At 69.7% G+C, this 19565-nt stretch carries 20 protein-coding genes; 11 read left to right on the forward strand and 9 right to left on the reverse strand.

What is annotated here, in order from left to right; all coding sequences use genetic code 11:
* The 5 genes from VFS34_09445 to VFS34_09465 all read right to left on the reverse strand — a co-directional run.
* Window positions 1-217, reverse strand: a 217-nt coding sequence (locus tag VFS34_09445) for a hypothetical protein (GenBank protein HET9794674.1), incomplete at its 3' end; no start/stop codon positions are given.
* Between the two features lie 73 nt (window positions 218-290).
* Window positions 291-1787, reverse strand: a complete 1497-nt coding sequence (locus VFS34_09450; protein ID HET9794675.1) for a DUF4097 family beta strand repeat-containing protein — start codon at window positions 1785-1787, stop codon at window positions 291-293.
* Window positions 1784-2446: a hypothetical protein gene (locus VFS34_09455; GenBank protein HET9794676.1), complete on the reverse strand. Its 663-nt coding sequence runs from the start codon at window positions 2444-2446 to the stop codon at window positions 1784-1786. The genes VFS34_09450 and VFS34_09455 overlap by 4 nt, the downstream gene beginning before the upstream one ends.
* Window positions 2443-3042 carry an RNA polymerase sigma factor gene (locus VFS34_09460; protein ID HET9794677.1) on the reverse strand — a complete coding sequence of 200 codons (600 nt, stop codon included), beginning with the start codon at window positions 3040-3042 and terminating at the stop codon, window positions 2443-2445. The genes VFS34_09455 and VFS34_09460 overlap by 4 nt, the downstream gene beginning before the upstream one ends.
* A gap of 89 nt (window positions 3043-3131) precedes the next feature.
* Window positions 3132-3590, reverse strand: coding sequence for an OsmC family protein (locus VFS34_09465; protein ID HET9794678.1), 459 nt, complete (start codon window positions 3588-3590; stop codon window positions 3132-3134).
* A gap of 123 nt (window positions 3591-3713) precedes the next feature.
* Between VFS34_09465 and VFS34_09470 the strand changes: the two genes are divergently transcribed.
* Entirely contained in the window at window positions 3714-5366 is a 1653-nt protein-coding gene (locus tag VFS34_09470; GenBank protein HET9794679.1) for a M28 family peptidase, read from the forward strand.
* A 4-nt stretch (window positions 5367-5370) separates the two neighbouring features.
* A complete protein-coding gene (locus tag VFS34_09475) occupies window positions 5371-5823 on the forward strand; it encodes a carboxypeptidase-like regulatory domain-containing protein (GenBank protein HET9794680.1) in 453 nt (150 codons plus the stop codon).
* A gap of 120 nt (window positions 5824-5943) precedes the next feature.
* On the opposite strand, the gene VFS34_09480 is transcribed toward VFS34_09475, so the two are convergent.
* The 3 genes from VFS34_09480 to VFS34_09490 are packed head-to-tail and all read right to left on the reverse strand — an operon-like array spanning window position 5944 to window position 9495.
* Window positions 5944-6837, reverse strand: a complete 894-nt coding sequence (locus VFS34_09480) for a hypothetical protein (GenBank protein ID HET9794681.1) — start codon at window positions 6835-6837, stop codon at window positions 5944-5946.
* 20 nt (window positions 6838-6857) lie between these two features.
* Window positions 6858-8426 (reverse strand): glycerol-3-phosphate dehydrogenase/oxidase, encoded by a 1569-nt coding sequence (locus tag VFS34_09485; protein ID HET9794682.1) that lies wholly within the window; start codon window positions 8424-8426, stop codon window positions 6858-6860.
* The gene (locus tag VFS34_09490) at window positions 8404-9495 is read right to left on the reverse strand and encodes a hypothetical protein (protein HET9794683.1); all 1092 of its coding nucleotides are present in this window, start codon (window positions 9493-9495) and stop codon (window positions 8404-8406) included. The genes VFS34_09485 and VFS34_09490 overlap by 23 nt, the downstream gene beginning before the upstream one ends.
* Window positions 9496-9576: 81 nt before the next feature.
* Between VFS34_09490 and VFS34_09495 the strand changes: the two genes are divergently transcribed.
* On the forward strand, window positions 9577-10137 hold the full coding sequence (locus VFS34_09495) for a chalcone isomerase family protein (GenBank protein HET9794684.1): 561 nt from the start codon (window positions 9577-9579) through the stop codon (window positions 10135-10137).
* Window positions 10138-10259: 122 nt separating this feature from the next.
* On the opposite strand, the gene VFS34_09500 is transcribed toward VFS34_09495, so the two are convergent.
* Window positions 10260-11483 carry a radical SAM protein gene (locus VFS34_09500; protein ID HET9794685.1) on the reverse strand — a complete coding sequence of 408 codons (1224 nt, stop codon included), beginning with the start codon at window positions 11481-11483 and terminating at the stop codon, window positions 10260-10262.
* Window positions 11484-11543: 60 nt separating this feature from the next.
* Between VFS34_09500 and VFS34_09505 the strand changes: the two genes are divergently transcribed.
* From VFS34_09505 to VFS34_09540, 8 genes are all read left to right on the forward strand, one after another.
* Window positions 11544-11999: a hypothetical protein gene (locus VFS34_09505; protein ID HET9794686.1), complete on the forward strand. Its 456-nt coding sequence runs from the start codon at window positions 11544-11546 to the stop codon at window positions 11997-11999.
* Complete coding sequence (locus VFS34_09510) at window positions 11996-13354, forward strand: hypothetical protein (GenBank protein ID HET9794687.1); 1359 nt, start codon at window positions 11996-11998, stop codon at window positions 13352-13354. The genes VFS34_09505 and VFS34_09510 overlap by 4 nt, the downstream gene beginning before the upstream one ends.
* Window positions 13351-14148, forward strand: coding sequence for an ABC transporter permease (locus VFS34_09515; GenBank protein HET9794688.1), 798 nt, complete (start codon window positions 13351-13353; stop codon window positions 14146-14148). The genes VFS34_09510 and VFS34_09515 overlap by 4 nt, the downstream gene beginning before the upstream one ends.
* Window positions 14145-15371, forward strand: coding sequence for an ABC transporter ATP-binding protein (locus VFS34_09520; GenBank protein ID HET9794689.1), 1227 nt, complete (start codon window positions 14145-14147; stop codon window positions 15369-15371). The genes VFS34_09515 and VFS34_09520 overlap by 4 nt, the downstream gene beginning before the upstream one ends.
* A complete protein-coding gene (locus VFS34_09525) occupies window positions 15368-17002 on the forward strand; it encodes a phospholipid carrier-dependent glycosyltransferase (GenBank protein ID HET9794690.1) in 1635 nt (544 codons plus the stop codon). The genes VFS34_09520 and VFS34_09525 overlap by 4 nt, the downstream gene beginning before the upstream one ends.
* On the forward strand, window positions 16999-18159 hold the full coding sequence (locus tag VFS34_09530; protein HET9794691.1) for a DegT/DnrJ/EryC1/StrS family aminotransferase: 1161 nt from the start codon (window positions 16999-17001) through the stop codon (window positions 18157-18159). Before VFS34_09525 ends, VFS34_09530 begins: the two co-directional genes overlap by 4 nt.
* Before the next feature lie 214 nt (window positions 18160-18373).
* A complete protein-coding gene (locus tag VFS34_09535; protein ID HET9794692.1) occupies window positions 18374-19318 on the forward strand; it encodes a glycosyltransferase in 945 nt (314 codons plus the stop codon).
* Window positions 19319-19349: 31 nt separating this feature from the next.
* The coding region (locus VFS34_09540) for a hypothetical protein (protein HET9794693.1) at window positions 19350-19565 on the forward strand (216 nt) is incomplete at its 3' end.

The raw sequence follows: 19565 nt of genomic DNA on the forward strand, positions 1-19565 counted from the left end.
TGGTCTTGACCGGCGGCTCCGCGTTGTCGCCCGGCTGCGTTTCCCAGAACCGGTCGATGACGGCGGCGCCCTCCCATCCCGGATCGCCGAGACTGCCGTCGATCGTGATGATCCCGCGAGCGCGGGGTACCGCCATCGACGGGGGCCGGTCCTGGGCGGCGGCGAGGGAGGCGAGGGAGAAGATCGGGACGGAAAATACCCGCGCGAGACTCTTCATCCTGCCCGTTACGACGGGAATTCCGGGAAAAGGTTTCACCGCATCGGCCATCGCCGGAAATCGCCGTGCGAGCTTACCGGACGATCTCGATCGACCCGTTGCTGTTGGTCAGCACCACCGGACATCTTCCCGCGCCGATCGTGCCCGACAGCGTTCCGTCGCTCGGCCCCGCGTCCCGCGCCGATCCCGCCAGCGGCACGTCGCTGTGGACCCGTCCGAACGACGTCCGGGCTTCCACCCGGTAGTCGGGGTTGGGCGGAAGCACGAACCGGATGGTGCCGAACGAGGTTCGGAGCGTCACCCGGTCGCAGCCGCTTCCGCCGGACGCGCGGGCTTCGATCGAGCCATTCTGGTCGTCGGCCTCGATCGGTCCCCCGATCTGTTCGAGATTGATCGGACCGAAAGAGGTCCGGACCGACGCCGCCCCGCGGACTCCCTGGGCGCGCACGCCGCCGTTGCTGTTCTCGACGGCGAGCGAGCTTCCGATCTTCTTCGCGTCGACGAGCGCGAAGCTCGTTCGGATCCGCGCCTCGCCATGGACGTCCGCGATCGTCACCGGCGCGTTGGTCGCGTCCACGGACACGTTCCGGCCGACGCCGGTCGCCCGGATCGGCGCGAACGATCCGCGGATTTCGGCGCCCCCGCCCACGTCGGTCAGCGTGATCGCTCCGTTGGAGTCCTCGACGGTGACGTTGCCCGAGATCCCGGAGGCGTCGACCGGCCCGAAACGCGTGTCGATCCGCGCCGCCCCATGCAGGTTCCGGGCGGCGACGGCGCCGTTCGAATTCCGGAGCTCGACGTCGCCCGCGATCCCGTCCGCGTCGATCCGCCCGAACGACGTCGTCACGGACGAGCCGCCCGCCGCGTCCCGGAGCGAGACGTTCCCGTTGCTGTTGACGATCCGGGCCGGCCGCCGGATCTTCGACGCGTCGACGGCTCCGAATCGGTTCTCCACCTCGAGGCGGCCCTCGACGTCCGAGACCGTCGTCGTTCCGTTGCTGTTGGTCGCCGAGACGTCTCCGGCGTTCCCGGCGACGGTGAGGCTTCCGAAGGAATTTTCGAAGTGTTGCGCGCCTCGCCCGGAGCGGAACTCGATCCGGCCGTTCGCGTTTCGGACGTCGCCGGCGGCGTGCAGGTTCTCGACCGAGACGTTTCCGAACCGGTTCCGGATCTCGAGGGGGACGGTGTCGGGCATCACGACGTCGTAATCGACCGAATAGGAGACGTAGCCCGTGCCGTGGAAGGACCAGTCCTTCCGCGGGTAGACGGTCCGGACCGAGATCCCGTCGGCTCCGCGCTCGACGTCGATCCGGATGTCCGCGGCGAACTTTTCCGCGCCCTCGCGGTCGGAAGAGGAGACGCGGATCGACGCGTGGATCGCGGCGTCGCCCCCCGCCCGGGTCTTCACGCGCACGTCGCCGTTGCTGTTCTCGAGCCGCAGCTTCTGCGGCGCGGCGAGCGGAAGAGTCCGCGAGAACTCTTTCGTGAACTCCGGGCGGTTCTCGGCCGCCGCGGGAAGGGCGCCGAGGAGGAGCGCGAGCGCGGCGGCGCCCCGAACGAGACGGATCATGAGCTCACCTCTTTCAAAAGGTCTTCGAGGGTGCGTTTCTTCTCGCCGTACATCGCGAGCAGCTGGCGTCGCAGGTGGGCGTTGAACCGGTTCTGGTCGATCTGCGCGCGGCACTCCGCGATCGCGGAATCGATCACCAGGAGCCTTTCGCGATAGCTCGCCGCGAGCGCGGAAGCCGGCTCGGGCGTCTTCGCGTCGGCGAGGGCCGAGAGGTGCTCGATCGAGGCGACGTACGCGGCCTCTTTCTTCTCCACGTCGCGCATCGCGTCCTCGCCGAGGAACGGACTCTCGGAGCGCGCGCCCGAAAACGGATTGCGGCTCGGGACGTCGCGGAACACCCAGAGTCCGATGGTCGAAATCGCGACGAGGGCCGCCGCATACGCGAGCGGGATCCAGGGAGAGAGCGGGCGCCGGACCGGGGAGGGCTCGGGCCGGGAAGGGACCGGACCCGGGGATTCCCGCATCGCGTCCAGCGTCCGGCCGAGGAGATCCGGAGAATCCCAGCTCTTCCGCAGAGATGGAGCCGCTTCGTCGATCCGCGAAAAGGCCGCCACTCTCGCGGCGCAGCGGGCGCAGTTGGCCGCGTGTTTCGCCGCGGCCCCCTCGAGCCGCTCCTCCCGGCGGAGCGCGCGGTCGACGCGCCGGCACCCCCAGCTCACGCGGACCTCGGCGAGCGGAGGCGGGGTTCGAGCAGGCGCGCCAGCCTCCGCTTGGCTTCGAACACGAGAGTCTTCGAGTTCCCCGGAGAGACGTCGAGGATCTCGGAGATCTCCCGGTGCGAGAAACCTTCGACGGCGAAGAGCACGAACGCCGATCGCTGTCGCGGCGGCAGCGTCGCGAGCCCCTGATCGAGCGCCCGCCGCAGGGCGGGATCCGGCGATCCGGCGATCCCGGCGAGCGGTTCGCCGGACTCCAGGGGCGCCTCCTCCAGAGAAATCGTCGGACGGCGCCGACGGAGGAGGTCATAGCAGCAGTTCACGACGACCCGGTAGATCCACGTGGAGAAACGGGACCGGCCCTCGAAGCTCGCGGACGACCGGAAGATCCGGACGAACGCCTCCTGGACGGCGTCCTCCGCCTCGGCCCGGTCTCCCAGCAGGTTCGCCGCGACGCTCTTCATCCGCTCGCCATGGACGCGATAGAGCTCCTCGAACGCCGATCGGTCGCCGGCCCGGCAGCCGGCGAGGAGCGCCGCGTCGCGCGGGGGGCGCGTCTCATCGATCGAGGGCAGGAACGCCTCCATGGCCGCGATCATCGGGGTACCGCCGTCCTCTCCACTTCACGACTCTCTCGTCCCTTCGACGCGCCGCGGAGGAAAAAGGTTTGTCTCGGGCGGCCGGGATCTCAGATCCCGGCGATCGTCACCCGGACCGGCATCGACGCCCGCGCGACCTTCGAAACGATGCAGTATTTCTCGGCGAGCTGGAGCGTCTTCTCGACCGCGGGCCGTTCCCGCTCGAGGAGAGGCTGGGGAACGGCGCAGGTGATCTCGATCGACGACATCCGATAGCCGCCGGCCGGGTCCTTTTCGAGGACGCCGCCGACCGAAACCGAGGGTTCCGCGTACGCGATCCCCAGTTTTTTCAGGAAGATCGCCCACGTTCCGACGAAGCACGCGCCGATCGCCGAGAGCAGGAGATCCTCCGGATTCGTGCCCCGTCCCGAGCCTCCCAGGGAAACCGCGGACCCGATCGGGATCGAGATGCCGTCGCCCGTGCGCACCTCGCCGGCGCCGGCTCCGTCTCCTTCCCAGGTGACGGAAGCGCGAAAATGGTGGACTTCGGGAGCAGTTTCCTCGGCCATCGTTCCTCCGCCGCGATCATACCGGGAAGGACGACGACGTCGGTCGGTGCCCCGCCGGCGGACGCCGAGGACGGCTCCGCCGCCGATCCGCGGACGTTCTGTAGAATCGGCGTGGGAGGCTTCATGACCCGAAAATTCCTGCTGGCCCTCTTCGCTCTCCCGGCCCTGATCGCCGCCGCCCCCTCCGCGCGTTCCGCGGGAGACGGCCTCTCTTCGACGCTCGCGGCGATCTCCGCGGCGCGGATCTCCGCCCGCATCCGGTTCCTCGCCGACGATCTCCTCGAAGGCCGCGGCACGGGAGCGCGCGGATCGGAGATCGCGGCCCGTTACATCGCCGCCGAATTCGCGGAGGACGGCCTGGTGCCGGCCGGAGACGACGGGACGTTCCTCCAGAACTTCGAGATGGTCGGCGTGTCGACCGACCCGTCGAGCGAGCTCGACCTGAACACGCCGAAGGGGAAGATCGCGCTCAAGAACGGGGAAAATTCCGTTCTCTCCACGCGCGATCAGCGGGCCGAGGCCGCGATCGACGCTCCCGTGCTCTTCGTCGGGTACGGGATCACGGCGCCCGAGATGCACTGGGACGATTACGCCGGCGTCGACGCCGCCGGCAAGGTCCTCGTCTGCCTCGTCAACGATCCGCCCTCCGAGGACCCGAAGTTCTTCGGCGGCAAGGCGCTCACCTATTACGGCCGCTGGACGTACAAGTACGAAGAGGCGGCGCGGCGCCACGCCGCCGGAATCCTCCTCGTCCACACCGACGCGTCCGCCGGATACGGCTGGCAGGTCGTCCGCAACTCCTGGTCCGGCGAGCAGGCGCAGCTCCCGCTCGAGGGCGGGACGCGCGACGTCCCGTTGAACGGCTGGATCACCCGCGAGGTCGCCGAACGCCTCTTCGCCGAGAACGGGATGAATCTCGAGGAGATGATCGCCCGGGCCGGAAAACCGGGATTCCAGCCCGTCCCGCTCCAGACGCGCGCGGAAGGGAAGCTCGCGTTCAAGATTCGACGGTACAAGACGGAAAACGTCGCCGGGATCCTGCCCGGATCGGACCCGGCGAAGAAAGACACGTACGTCGCGGTGAGCGCCCACTTCGATCACCTCGGCATCGGAGCTCCCGACGCGAAGGGAGACACGATCTACAACGGAGCGGTCGACAACGCGACGGGAACGGCCGTGATGCTGGAGATGGCCCGAGCGGCGGCCGACGGCCGATGGAAACCGAAACGGTCGATTCTCTTCATCGGCGTCACGGCGGAGGAGCAGGGTCTCATCGGCTCGCTCTACCTCGCCCGCCACACCCCGGTTCCGGCGGCGAAGATCGCCGGGGATTTCAACATGGACGTGACCTCGGTCCACGGGGAGACGGCCGATTTCACGCTGCTCGGCCTCGATCGGACCACGCTCGAGCCGCTCGCGAGGCGGGTCGCGCAGTCGATGAACGTCAAGCTCGACCCGGATGCCCACCCCGAACAGGGTTCGTATTTCCGCTCCGACCACTTTTCCTTCGTTCGCGTGGGCGTCCCCGCGATCAACGTCGAGCCGGGATGGCTGATCCGCGGTCACGACGCGGCCTACGGGGAGAAGCTCTTCGAGGACTACAACAACAATCACTACCACCAGCCGTCGGACGAGTTCGACCCGAAATGGAATCTCGCGGGGAGCGTCCAGGAGGCGCGTTTCGTGCTGCGCCTCGCGGATGCGGTGTCCAACGCTCCCGAGATGCCGAAACTGAGGAAGGAAGGATTCCCCGCGGCGATCGCGCTGTCGCACTAGGCGGATGCGAAGCCGCCGGCGGCACGCGCGACTCCGGACCGCCGCCTCGGGCGCGGCCGCCCTTCTCGGCGCCCTCGCGGCGATCGGCTGCGCGGCCGCGCCGAAACCGTCCGCGGCGATCGTCGCGCTCGAACGGGCGCCGAAGGTCCGTGTTTCCGGAGTCGTCGTGGATGGCGAAAGCGGCGCGCCCGTCGCCGGGATCCGGGTGATCGGACTGCCGCGGGGAAAGGATTACCCGTGGTGTTCCCCGGCGACGACGGATTCGGAGGGCCGTTTCGTCCTCGAGCTCGCCGCGCCGGCGGAATACTCCTTCCTGCTTCGCGTCGGAACGATCTCGATCCTGACGCCGTCGCCCGAGGATCCCGGCTACGTCGACGTCACGACGGTGCCGGGGCGCCCGATCGAGGGAATCCGACTGAAGTTCCTCCGGAAGGAATTCCCGCCGGCGCGCGAGTAAGAGCCGTTCCGGACCGTCGATCCGAGCGCGGAGGGAGACGGTTCCGGCCCCGCTGCCGTCACCCGCTCCCGGTCTCCGAGCCCGTTCCCGGACGGTCCGGTCCGCGCCGGGCCTTCTCCGCTAGTCGCCGATGGAAACCGGCCCATTCTGCGTCGCGAGTCTCACGACCGCCGTTTCCGGACCGAACGCGATCGATTTCCCGTCGTCGTCCCAGTTCCGGCGCGCGTGACGGCAGGCTTCGGCGCCGCAGTGGAAGGGAGAATGCCCGGCCGTCTCGACGACGACTCCGGACACGAAGTTCTCCGCGATCTCGAGATGCACCGGACCGTTCTGGGTCCGCCCCTCGAAGCCGCCGCCCTGCCATCGGCCGTCGGGCAGGCGGACCGTCAGCGGCCCGTTCTCCGCTTCGAGGTGGACCGAACCCGATCCGCCTTCGAAGCCGATCGGCCCGTTCGTCGTGTGAACTTCGATTTCCCCCGAGGAGCGGCGGAGGCTGACGGGACCGTTGTCGCTCGAAATCTTCGCGCGTCCGACGAAATCGGTGACGGCGACCGGGCCGTTTCCCGTCCGGACGTCGACGGACGCGTTCTTCGGCGCCCGGACGATGAGGTGAGCGACCCAGTCGGAGCCGGAAGGGCCCTCGACGGCGAGGCTTCCGTGCTCCCGGACGGTCCGGATCTCCCCGAGGACGCCGCTTTCTCCCTCCGGCGCGGCCTTGCAGACGCTGATCTCGAAGTCCTTTCCGTCGGAGCCGATGATCGTCGCCCCTCCGTTCTCCGACGGCGACAGGCGAAGGGGAGATCCTTCGGAAACGGGAACCGTGACGGACTCCTCGGCGGTGATCGCGTCCCGATCGCCGAACTCGACGTGCCACTGGCTGCAACGCGTGATTCCCTCGCGACCGCCGGACGTCGACACGCCGTGGCCGTGGTGCCACCCGCCGCGCGCGTCCGCGGCCGTGGCCGCGAGCAGCGCGGCGGGAAAGAAGGCCCAGAAGAGGGGACGATGGCTCATGACTCGATCTCCTTCCTCCGTCAGACGGCGGAGATCGACAAAGGTTTCGGAGCATGCCGCCGGAGGACGTCCGCGGCCATTTCCCGGCAGGCCTCGGCTTCTCCCGGCGACTCCCACGCCAGACGCACGCGCCGGGCGAGGAGGTCGTCGACCGTTCGCGCTCCCGCGGCCTCGACTCCCCAGACGAGGTCCGCGACCGTGTAGGGGAGGGAATCCGAGATCGGCCGCGCGAGATCGCGTTCCCGCGACATCCGGGCGAGCGCCGCCGGCGCGCCGGCGCCTTCGCGTTCGATCAATCGGTCCGCCTGCGCGTCCGAGAACCCCAGCTCGCGGAAAGCCTCGTCGCGGATTCCGGCGCGAAACGTCTCGAAGTCCGGAATCGCGCCGCCGGAGAGAGGCGTCTCGGCGGCGCGCGTTTCCGCCCGGCCGAAGTCGCGGCGCAGGATCGCGGCGACCCGGTCGACGACCCGCCCGGCGGTCCGCCGGGCCGTGGTGAGCTTCCCTCCGACCGAGACGACCAGACGCGGGACGGGCTCGCGGATCGACTCCTCGCGCGAGGCCCGGGACGGCGGCCCGCCCGAGTCTTCCGCCGCGAGCGGTCGCATCCCCGCGAACCCTCCCGCGACGTCCTCCTCGCCGATGCCTGCCGAAGGAAAGAACCGGCGGGCGGCGTCGAGGAGGATCTCCCGGTCGCCGGCGGTCGGCGCGACGTCATCGGGAGAAGAAGGATCGTCCGAGTCCGTCGTTCCGAGGAGAGTCCCGCCTCGCCACGGAATCGCGTAGCAGCGCCGTCCGTCGCGGTCGAGCAGGACGACGGCCGCCGAAACCCGCAGCCGGCCCGGGGGCAGGAAGAAATGCGATCCCCGCGACGGGCGCACGCTCCTCGGAAGCTCCTCCCCGGCGAGCGCGGAGAGGCCGTTCGACCACGGTCCGAGGGCCGCCACGACGACCCTCGCGACGGTCGTCCCGCGCTCGCGCGAAAACACGTCCTCGACCTCGACGCCGGTCACGGCTCCGCCCCGATCGCGCGTCAGGCGACTGGCCGCGGTGTACGAATGCAGGCGCGCGCCGCGCGCCGCCGCGTCCCGGAGGAACGCGAGCGTCAGGAGCGCGTCGTCGGCCTGCGCGTCGAAGTAGCGCCAGGCTCCCCTCCACCCCGGCGGATCGAGTCGCGGCGCCTCGGCGGCGATCGCGGCGTCTCCGCGCCGGAAGAATCGCGGTTCCGGCGAACGCGTCCCCGCGGCGAGCGCGCGGTAGAGCGCGAGCCCGACCCCGAGGAGAGCCTTCGACGGGGCTCCCTTCCCCCCCACGGGGAAGAGGAAGGGAAGGGGACGGACCAGATGGGGCGCGAGACGGGAGAGCGCGGCGCGCTCGAGACACGATTCGCGCACGAGTCCGAAATCGAAGCTCTCGAGATAGCGCTGGCCTCCGTGGATCAGCTTGGAGGACCGGGAAGACGTTCCCGAGGCGAAGTCTCCCTTTTCGAAGAGCGCGACGGAGAAGCCGCGCATCGCCGCCTCGCGGGCGGCGGCGGCTCCGGTGATGCCGCCGCCGAGAATGGCGACGTCAAGAATCTCCGAGGAGGGCATTCTTCAGCAGTTCCGTGCGCCAGCGCGACTCGAGGAGCGCTTCGAGCTCGGCCGGCGTCTGCGGTCGCGCCGCGGCGACCCGGGCGAGCGCGGTGCGGGAGAGCAGGAAGCCGGAGTCGAGCTCGAGCGCCTGCGCGATCGCCTCCTTCCTCTTGCTCAAGGCCACGACGCGGCGCTCGAGGCCGGGATCGGGCCGCCGGCCGGGCGCGGGAAGCGCCGGCCACTCTTCCGGGGGAAGCGATTCGGCGGATCGGATCGCGTCCTGCAGCTCCCGAAGGAGGCCGCCGGGGAGCGCGCGCGGAAACCGCCGGAGCGCGGATGACGGTTCCGCCGCGGCGAGGCGCGACAGCTGGACGAGATCTTCCGCCGAGAGCACGCGGAAGAGCGCGCGATCGAGCTCACGGGCGACGCGGTCGCGAGCCGCCACGAACTCCTTCAGGTAGGCGAGCTCCTTCCGGCCGAGCGCCCCGGCGCCCTTGACCCGCCAGGCGTCGGGATCCGGCGGTCGCGCCGCGCTCTGCGCGGTCTTTTCGACGACGCGCGCGCACTCCTCGGCGTGCCATCCCGTCCGGCCGACGCGCGCGAGCTCGGCGGCGAGGATCGCTCCCAGCTCTTCGAGCCGTTCGACGTCCTTGCGGGCGTACGCGAGGAGCTCGTCGGAGAGGGGACGGCGGCACCAGTCGGCGCGCTGATACTTCTTGTCCAGGACGATCCCGAAGTACTTCTCGTACAGGTCGGAGAGTCCGAACTTGGGCAGGTTCAGGAAACGGGCCGCGAGCATCGTGTCGAAGACGTTCTTCGGCGTGAAGCCGTATTTCGCATGGAGCAGGCGAAGGTCGAAGTCGGCGCCGTGGAGGACGAGCGCGCGCGTCTCGAGCGCGCGGAAGAACGGCTCCAGGTCGTCGGTCAGGGGATCGTGCACGCGGACGAGGCCGGCGTAGGCGACCTGGACGAGGCAGAGACGCTCCCCGTACCGGTAGAACGAGTCCCCCTCGACGTCGAGCGCCACGCGCGCCCGGCCCGCCATTCGGAGGTCCTCGAGAGCCTCGAATCCGCGATCCGCCTTCACTCGGCGATCTTACACGCCGCGTTTCCCCTCCGGGGGCCGCGCATGGGGAGCGCCCGGCGATACACTCGTGCCGGAGGCAGCATGAACAAGAAAGCTTCGATGTCGGCCGCGATTCTCCTCGCCGCGTCCGTCGCCCACGCCGCGGGGCTTGCCGGGGTCTCGATGCCCGACACGGCCGCCGCCCCGGGAAAGACCCTCCGGCTGAACGGCCTCGGTCTCCGCACGAAGCTCCTGTTCAAGATCTACGTCGGAGGCCTCTACCTCGAGAACCCCACCCCCGAGGCCGCGCGGGCGATTTCCTCCGACGAGGGGAAGCGCGTCGTCATGCACTTTCTCTACAAGAAGGTCACGAAGAAACAGCTCGACGAAGCGTGGGAAGAAGGATTCCGCGAGAACACTCCGTCGCTTTCGGCGGCGGTCAAGGCGGATCTCGCGAAGTTCGAATCCTGGATGGGCGACGTCTCGTCCGGCCAGGAGATCGTCCTGACCTACGAGCCGGGCAAGGGGACGACGGTCCAGTTCGCCGGCGAGGAGAAGGGAACGATTCCCGGCGAGGATTTCATGCGGGCGCTATGGGGCGTGTTTCTGGGGCCGCATCCGCCGACGGAAGATCTCAAGAAAGGAATGCTGGGTGGGAAATAGCCGGCGAGTCGCGGGTCGGCGAGTCGAAATTCCCGAGTATCAGCGAGCTCTCTCGGCTCTCGACTTGCGACCCTCGTCCTGACCCGTAACTCGCCACTGTCGACTCTTGACTCGCGCCTGAATCAACGGAACGTTCCCGGCGATACGGCGTACGTCCGGTGCGCGGTCGGAATCGACTCGGGGGAGAACAGCGGCGGCTGCGCCTTCATCATCGAGAGCCGCTTTCCGCGGAACGCGACGAATCCCGCCGCCCGCCGGGCGAGGGGCCCGAGAGAGCCCAGATCGCGCGTCGTGAACGCCGTCCATGATCTCCGCTCCGCGAGGATTCGCTCGACCGCGACGCGGCCGAGGCCGGGAACGCGGAGCAGCTCGTCTCGGGTCGCGCGCGTGATCTCGACCGGGAACCGCTCGGGATGCGCGAGCGCCCACGAGAGCTTCGGATCGTACGCGAGCGGAAGGCGTCCGCCTTCGTCGAAGACCAGTTCCTCCTCGCGGAAGCCGTAGCGGCGGACGAGATGGTCCGCCTCGTAGAGCCGATGCTCGCGGAGCGCGGGTGTTTCGGGGCGGTCCTCGAGAGGAGTTCCTTCGATCGGCCGGAACGCGGCGAAATGCGGGTGGTGAATCGTGCGCTCGCGCCAGAGCGTGGCGGTGGCCCCGAGGATCTCGCGGTCGGTCGTCGCGTCGAGCCCGACGACGATCTGCGTCGTGATTCCGGAGGAAAGGAGAGGCTTTCCGCGCCGCGGGTCGCGGGCGAGAGGGGAGCGCGATCCTCCGACCTTTCGCGCGCGGCGAAGCAGCGAGACGCCCTCCGAAAGGGATTTCCCCGGAGCGAGCGCGTCGAGCGTCCCCTGGCACGTCGTTTCGAGGTTGTACGAAAGCCGGTCGACCAGGAGAGCGAGGCGTTCGACCTGCGCCGGCTCGCAGCCCGCGACGGCTTTCGCATGCAGGTAGCCGTCGTATTCGAGGTCGAAGCGCAGCCGCTCGACGAGGGCGATCATGCGATCCATCGCCCAGACGGGGTTCTTCGGAATGCCGGAGGTGACGAAGAGGCCGGACGCCCAGCCCCGCCGGTACGCTTCGAGGAAGATCGCCGCGAGCTTTTCCGGTTCGAGAGCGTGGCGAGGAACGTCGTTTCCGGCGCGCATGGGGCAGTACGCGCACGAAAACGCGCAAGCGTTGCTCAGGAGGATCCGGAAGATCCGGGTCGCGCCGAAACCGTGAGACAGCGTCCGGATGTTGAAGGGATTCAGCCCTCCCGCTTCGCCGAACCGGTCGCTGTCGCGATCGTCGGCGGCTCCGCGCATCAGGATCTCGACTTTCTCGTCGACCGAAAGAGCGCCGTTCATGCCGGAAGTATAGGCGTAAATCGGGCGCAACACAAGCCGGGGGACACTAGAATGCCCGACGTGCGCCCCACCCTCGAAGGAAGACGTCGCCTGGCGATCGTCTGTGTTCTCGTCGTCCTCGCCGCGGAGGCGGCGTCCTTGCGCGCGGGGGAGATCCGCGGGCGGTGGGGAGCGTTCGGCGCCTTCTTCGCGAAATCGCCCGAGGACGCCCGCCTCGGCGGGTCGAGCTTCGCCTTCAATCGGCGTCTCGGGCCGTTTCTCCGGGGCGTCGAGTCGGCGACACCCGCCGATGCGACGATCGCTCTGACCTTCGCGACGGACGAGGGCGACCCGGCGACGTACGCCGCGGCGTACGTCCTCGCCCCCCGGCGCGTCGTCGGTCCCGGACGCCAGCGCGAAGCGGACTTCGCGGCGCTCTTCGGCGCCGGCGGAAGTCTCGATCGGCATTCCGCGAGATCGACCGGGCCCTCCGGCGCGGTCGCGGTGCCTTTCGGCGAGCTGGCTCGCCGGCGGTGAGCTTCGGCCTCGACACGGTCGCTCTGGTCGCCGCGATCGGGGCGTCCGCGGCCGCCGCGAACCTCGCCGGCCGTCCGCTCCTTCGAGGGCTGTCGCGGGCGGAGCGATGGGCCTGGGCGGTGGGACTCGGGCTGTCTTTCGACGCCGCGGTCGATCTCGCGGCCCGCGCGATCGGAATCCGCCCGGGGCCCGGGTGGACCTTCGGCGCCGTTCTGCTCGCTGCCGCCGCTGGTGGCCTCCTGTTTCGTCGGGACGATCCTCCCGCCGAGCGGCGACCGGGCGGCTTCGCGGGCGCGGCTCTCGCGCTCGCCGCGGCCGCGATCGTTCTCTTCGGAATCGTGGCGCTCTCCGAACCGATGTGGTCGAACGACTTCCTCGCGATCTGGGGATTCAAGGGAAAGACCCTCTTCTTCTCGCGGACGATTCCGGCGCGGCTCTTCCACGATCCCGCGGCCGCCTGGTCGCATCCGGAGTATCCGCTCTGGCTCCCGTCGGTCTTCGGCGCGCTCGCGTCGGCGATCGGCCGCTGGGACGACCACGCGCTCGCCGTTCTCTTCCCGGCGCTCCAGGCCGCGACGGCCGCCGCGCTGTACGGCTGGACGAAACGCCGATTCTCGCCTTCTCCCGCCGCCGCGGCCGCGCTCCTCTCGGCCGCGTTTCTCCCGCTCTACCAGGGATTCGAAGTCGGGATGGCGGAGATCCCGCTGGCCCTCGCGCTCGTCCTCTTCGGCGCCGCGGCGATCGACTTTTCGGAAGCCCCCGCCTTCCCGGCGGCCGCGCGCCTCGCGCTCGCGGCGTTCTTCGCGGCGTCCGTGAAACAGGAAGGAACGCTCTTCGTGCTCCTCGCCGGCGCCTGGATGGCGCTGCGGGAGATCCGGCGGCGCCGGGGCCCTGGAGCGATCTCCGTGCTCGCGCTCACGATCGCCCCCGCGGTCCTCCATCAATTGCTGCTCGTCGTTCTCCGGGGGCCGATCGCCGACCGCGATTTCGACATGAGCTTCGCCCGGCCGGATCGCTGGGGGACGCTCTTCGGGAGGATGGCCGAGGCCGCCGCGCATCTCGTCCGGCCCGGCGACGCCGCGACGTGGCTCGCGATTTTCGCGCTCGCCGTGCTCGCCGGTCTCGCCCGCCCGGCCGGCGGCGTGGGCGCCCTCGCGATCCTCGGCCCGCCGCTCCTCGCGCAGAGCGCCGCGTACGTCGCGATCTGCGCGTTCTCGGCCTTCGATCCGGTCTGGCAGGTGGAGTTCGTCCCGCGCCTCCTCGGGGCTCTGTTCCCGATCGCTCTGCTCGCGGTCGCGCCGCGGCTGGCGTGGGTCGGCGACGCGGCCCGTTCCGATAGAGTCGCGATTCGATGACGGCGACTCTTCGACGGCTCTTCCGCTCCCGCGCGCTCGTCTGGGTTCTCGCGCGGAGGGAGCTCAAGGCTCGCTACCGCGGGAGCGCGCTCGGATTCCTCTGGTCGCTCGTCAACCCGCTGCTGCTGCTGGCGATCTATTCGGTCGTCTTCACGGTCGTCTTCGCGCCTCGGGCGGGCAACGTGAGGCCTTACGCGCTCTTCCTGTTCGGCGGGGTCCTCGCGTGGAGCTTCGTCTCTTCCTCGCTCCTCGACGCGGCGCAGACGTTCCGGACGAACGGGCCCCTGCTCCGGAAGGTGATCGTCGCTCCGGAGATCTTCCCGGGCGTTTCGGTCCTGTCGCAGGGCTTCCATTTCCTGCTGGCGCTTCCGGTGCTCCTCGCGGCGACGGCGGTGTCCGTGCTCTGGTTCTCCGGACGCTTCGGGTGGACGGCGGTCCAGATCGTCCCCGTGATCCTGCTGCTCGCCGCGGCGGTGCTCGGCGGGGCCCTCTTCGTGTCCGCGGCGTCGGTGCACTTCCAGGATCTCCGCGACCTCCTGCAGAGCGTCCTGACCTTCTGGTTCTTCGCGACGCCGATCATCTACCCCCTCGACGCGATTCCCGCGCGGCTGCGCCCGTGGGTGCGGGCGAACCCGGCGACGGCGTTCTTCACCGGCGTCCACGACGCGCTCTTCGACGACCGCTGGATCTCGGGCCCCGACTGGGCGGCGATGGCCGTTGCGGCCGCGCTCTCGCTCGCCATCGGCGGCGCGACCTTCGCGCGGCTGCGCGAATCGATCGCGGAGGAATCGTGACGGCGATCGCGGTCGAGCGACTCTCGAAGTCCTATCGCCGCGCGGGACGAAAGCGGGCGGGAAGCCTGAAATCGGCGGTCCTCCACGGATTCCGCGGGAGCGCCGCGCCCGGAGAAGGAGCGTTCCCCGCGCTCGTCGACGTGACGTTCTCCGTTCCGAAAGGGGAGACGGTCGGAGTCGTCGGCGAGAACGGATCCGGCAAATCGACGCTGCTCAAGGTGCTCGCCGGGATCCATGCGCCGACTTCCGGCCGCGTGGAGACGCAGGGGCGCGTGGCGGCCCTGATCGAGCTCGGGGCAGGCTTCCATCCCGAGATCACGGCCCGGGAGAACATCGAGATCAACGGGATGCTCCTCGGACTCACCCGCCGCGAGATCGCCGCGCGCCTGGACGGGATCGTCTCGTTCGCCGGCGTCGAGAAGTTCCTCGACGAGCCGGTCAAGACGTTCTCTTCCGGGATGATCGTCCGGCTCGGGTTCGCGATCGCCGCGCACGCGGATCCCGAGATCCTCCTCGTCGACGAGGTGCTCTCGGTCGGCGACGAGCAGTTCACCCATCGCTGCCTGGAGCGGATCGCCGATTTCCAGCGCGAGGGGCGCACGATCGTGGTCGTGAGCCACGACCTCGAGCTCGTCGTCGCGACGGCGAAACGCGCGATCCGCCTTTCCGAGGGGCGCCTCGTCGCCGACGGGCCGGCGCCCGAAGTGATCGGCCGGTACCGCGAGGAGGTCGCGTATCGGGAAGGCGAGGCCCGCGGCGCGTCGGGCACCGGTGACGGCCGCCGCTGGGGCTCCGGAGCGGCGAGGATCGAATCCGTCCGGCTCCTCGACGGGGACGGGCGGCCCGCCGGGGTTCTCACCGCGGGCCGGCCCTTCCGGATCGAGCTCGCGGGACGGGCCGGGTCCCCGATCGGCGATTTCGTCGCCGGCATCCGGATCTCGCGCGTCGACGGCACGACGGTCTTCGGGACCAACACCCGGATCGACGGCCACCGCGCCGAATCGGTCGGCGGCGAGTTTTCGATCTCCGTCGAGTTTCCGTCGGCGGATCTCACCGCGGGAACGTACGCTCTCGACGCGGCGGTGCACGCCGCGGACGGCGCTCCCTACGACTACCGCGCCGACGTGCTCCGCTTCGACGTGTTCTCCCCCGACGCGACGGCCGGAGTGTGGCGCGCCGCGCATCGGTGGGACCTGTCGGCCGCGGGGAAATGGGTGCGATGACCGGCCGCCGCCCGCTCCTGTTCCTTCTCGCCGCCGTGACCGTGCTCCTCTTCGTCGAGTTTCCCGGATCCTGGCTCCTCGAGCCGGACGAAGCGCGCTACGCGGAGATCCCCCGGGAAATGCTCGCGACGGGGAACTGGCTCGTCCCCCGGTTGAACGGCGTCGATTACTTCGAGAAGCCGCCGCTGACGTACTGGGCCAACGCCGTCTCGATCGCGGCGCTCGGCCACAACCCGTTCGCGGCCCGGCTCCCCGAGAGGCTCGCGATCCTCGGAACCGCGCTCCTCCTCGCCGGGGCGCTCCGGAAGCCCTTCGGCGAACGGGTCGCGATCCTCTCGGCCCTGATCTTCCTCTCGTCGCCGCTCGTCTTCGCTCTGGGACGAACGGCGCTGACCGACGGGGTCCTGACGTTCACGATGGCGATCACGCTCATGGCGCTGCACCGGTTTCTCCTCGCGTCGGAGGAGGGCCGCGCCGCGCCGGGGGCCGCCGCGCTCGCGGGGCTGGGATGCGGCCTTTCGCTCCTGGACAAGGGCCTGATCGGCGTCGTCCTTCCCGGCGGAGCGTTCGTGCTCTGGTGCGTCCTCCGCCGGACCGCGCGTCCGATCGTTCGGATCCTTCTCTCCTGGGCCCCCGTCGTCTGCCTCGCGGTCGCGGCGCCCTATTTCATCGCGGTCGAACTTGCGGCCCCGGGATTCTCGAAGTTCTTCTGGATCCACGAGCACTTCGTGCGGTACGCCACGCCCGAGGCGTCGCGGCCGGGGCCGCCCTGGTATTTCCTGCTGACGTTCCTTCTCGGGATGCTCCCCTGGACGTTCTTCTCGTCGAGACTCGGACGGCGCCTCTGGTGGTCGAAGAGGCGGGCGACGGCGCCCGACGCCTCGGATCTCTGGTTCGCCCTCTGGTTCTCCGTGATTCTCGTCTTCTTTTCGCTCTCCCACTCGAAGCTCACGCCGTACGTGCTGCCGGCGTGTCCCGCCGCCGCCGTCCTCTTCGCGCGGCTGATCGACGCGCACGTCGAAACCGGGGAGAAGACTCCCGCCCGGCCGCTCGCGTTCCACGCGGCGTTCTGGACCGTCGCCGCGCCGGCGGGTTTCTTCCTCCTCGCGCGGAGCGGCGACCTCGCGCGATACGGGCTGGCGGCGCCGGCCGCGGCGGCGCTCGGGGTGCTCGTCGCGGCCTCGTGGATCGGCGCGTTCGCCGCCCGCCGGCGGCCTCTCGCCGGGATCGGAACGGCCGTCGCCGGCTGGTGTATTTTCTACGCCGCCTTGATCGCCGCTTTCCCGAGGATCGCCGCCGACCAGTCCGCGCATGACCTCGCGGTCGCCGCCGGCCGCGCGGCGGGAGACTCGGCCGAAGTCGTCTGCTACCGGACCTACCTCCAGGGCTTCCCCTTGGAGCTCGAGCGGCGCGTCCGGATCTTCGGGTGGAAGGGCGAGCTCGCCTACGGCAGCGCGCGCGGCGATTCGTCCGCGTGGTTCCCGCCGAGGGAGGCGTTCTGGACGGAGTGGGACTCGCCGAAGAAGATGGTCGTGCTCCTTCGGAAGCGGGACCGGCCGGAGATGTACGGCCACCGCGCGGAGCTCGTCGCGCAGAACCGGAAATATTTCGTCGTGAAGAACTTTCGATGAGGAGCACGTTCCTCCCGTTCGCGAAGCCCTCGATCGGCGAGGAAGAGATCGCCGAGGTCGCCGACTCTCTGCGCTCCGGCTGGATCACGACGGGACCGAAGACCGAGAGATTCGCCGAGGAGTTTCGCGCGTGGGTCGGCGGGCGGTTCGCCGCGCCGATCTCGTCGGCGACGGCGGGCCTCCACGTCGCGCTCCTCGCCCACGGCATCGGCGCCGGCGACGAGGTGATCACGACGCCGATGACGTTCGCGGCGACGCTGAACGTGATCGTCCTCGTGGGCGCCACGCCGGTCCTCGCCGACATCGACCGGAACACGCTGAACGTCCGGGTCGAGGAGATCGAGAAGAGGATCACGCCGCGGACGCGGGCGTTGATCCCCGTCCACTACGTCGGGCAGCCGTGCGACATGGACCCGATCCTGGCGCTCGCGGAAAAGCACCGCCTCGCGGTGATCGAGGACGCCGCCCACGCGATCGGAACCGAGTACCGGGGGCGGAGAATCGGGTCGTTTCCGACCACGTCGGTGTTTTCGTTCCACCCCAACAAGAACATCACGACGGGGGAGGGGGGAATGGTCGTCACCGGGGACGAGCGGGTCTTCGAGACGGTCTCGCTGCTGAAATTCCACGGGATGGATCGCAACGCCTGGAAACGTTTCGCGAAGGCGGGAAGCCCGCGGTACGACATCGCCCTCCCCGGCTACAAATACAACATGATGGACATCCAGGCGGCGATCGGGCTGCATCAGCTCCCGAAGCTCGACGGCTTCATCGCGCAGCGCGCCTCGATCGCGGCCGCCTACCAGCGGGATTTCGCGGAGGCCCCCTTCTTCCTGCCGAAACCGGTGCCGTGGCCGTCGCGGCACGCGTGGCACCTCTATGCGCCGCTCGTCGATCTCGAACGGTTGACGATCGACCGCGACCGGTTCATGGCGGAGCTGAAGGACCGGAACGTCGGCTGCGGCCTCCACTACTCGGCCGCGCACGAGTTCTCCTGGTACCGCGAGCGTTTCGGCTGGCAGCCGGAAGACTTCCCCGAGGCCCACTTCGTCTCCGAACGCATCGTTTCGCTTCCGCTGTTCCCGGGCATGACGGAGGCCGACCGGGCCGACGTCGTGCAGGCGGTCTACGACATCGTTGGGAAATTCCGCCGCTGAAACGCGGCGATGCATCGAGCCGGACGGGCGCGTGCCGCGCAACGGTCGCCCTTCGACGTACGTCTCGGGTACGCCTGCGGGCGCCGTGCGCGGTCCGCATCCCGTCGGGCTCGCGCCTCCCCGCGTATCAGCGGCGGACGACCGGGGGCTGGTGGCGAGACCGCGCCGGCCGATGCGGCGGGAAGTGACGGAATCGGTTAGGATTACGGCCGATTTGACCGAGCGACCCGACATTTCGGTGGTGATTCCCGTGTACAACGAGGAGGAGAACCTGCCGGCCCTGCTTCCCCGTCTCCTCCCCGTGCTCGACGGGACGAAGCGGCCCTACGAAGTGCTCTTCGTGGACGACGGCAGCCGCGACCGGTCGCTCGCCATCCTGAAGTCGTTCGTCGACGCGCACCCGGGGAAGGTCCGCGTCCTCGAGCTCTCGAGGAACTTCGGCCAGCATCCGGCGATCCTCGCGGCGTTCCAGCGCGCGCGCGGCAACGTGGTCGTGACTCTGGACGCCGATCTCCAGAATCCCCCCGAGGAGATCCCGAAGCTCCTCGCGCGCGTCGACGAGGGTTACGACGTGGTCGGCGGCATCCGCCGGCAGCGCCGCGACTCCTGGTTTCGGCGCGCCGCTTCGCGTCTCGTCAACCGCGTGACCGGCGCGATCACCGGAATGCGTCTTTCCGACTACGGCTGCATGTTGCGCGCCTACTCGCGGGACGTCGTCAACGAGATCAACGCGTGCGAGGAGAACGCGACGTTCATCCCCGCGCTCGCGCAATCGTTCTCGCGCCGGCCGACCGAGGTCGAGGTCGGGCACGCGGAACGCGCCGCCGGGACGTCCAAGTATTCGCTCTACCGGCTCGTGCGGCTGAATTTCGATCTGATGACCGGCTTTTCGGTCGTCCCGCTCCAGATCTTCACTCTGTTCGGGTTCGTCGTCGCGGCGGGGGGCGTCGGATTCGGGATCTTCCTCGGAATCCGCCGGATGATCGTCGGCGCCGAGGTCGAGGGAGTGTTCACGCTGTTTGCGATCCTCTTCACCGTCGTCGGCGTGCTGCTCGCCGGGCTCGGGATCGTCGGCGAGTACATCGGGCGGATCTATCACGAGGTGCGCCGACGTCCGCGGTTCTCGGTGCGGCGCGAATGGGGGGCGCCCGCGCCGTGATCCGAAGGACGCGGGGCGCCGGGAGGCGCGCGTGAGCGACTACGAACGTCCGCGGATCCTCGTGTTCGGATTCTCCGACCTGGGATACCGCTGCCTCGAATACCTAATCGGACGCGGAGAGAAGGTCGTCGGCTGCTACACGTATTCCGACCCCCCTGGTGCGGGCGGCTGGCCTCCGTCGCTCGTCCCGCTCTGCGCCGCGCACGGGATCCCAGCGTGGACCGACGTGCGGTGGAACGCCGAGGAG

Source organism: Thermoanaerobaculia bacterium (genome assembly GCA_035717485.1).
Taxonomy (GTDB): domain Bacteria; phylum Acidobacteriota; class Thermoanaerobaculia; order UBA5066; family DATFVB01; genus DATFVB01.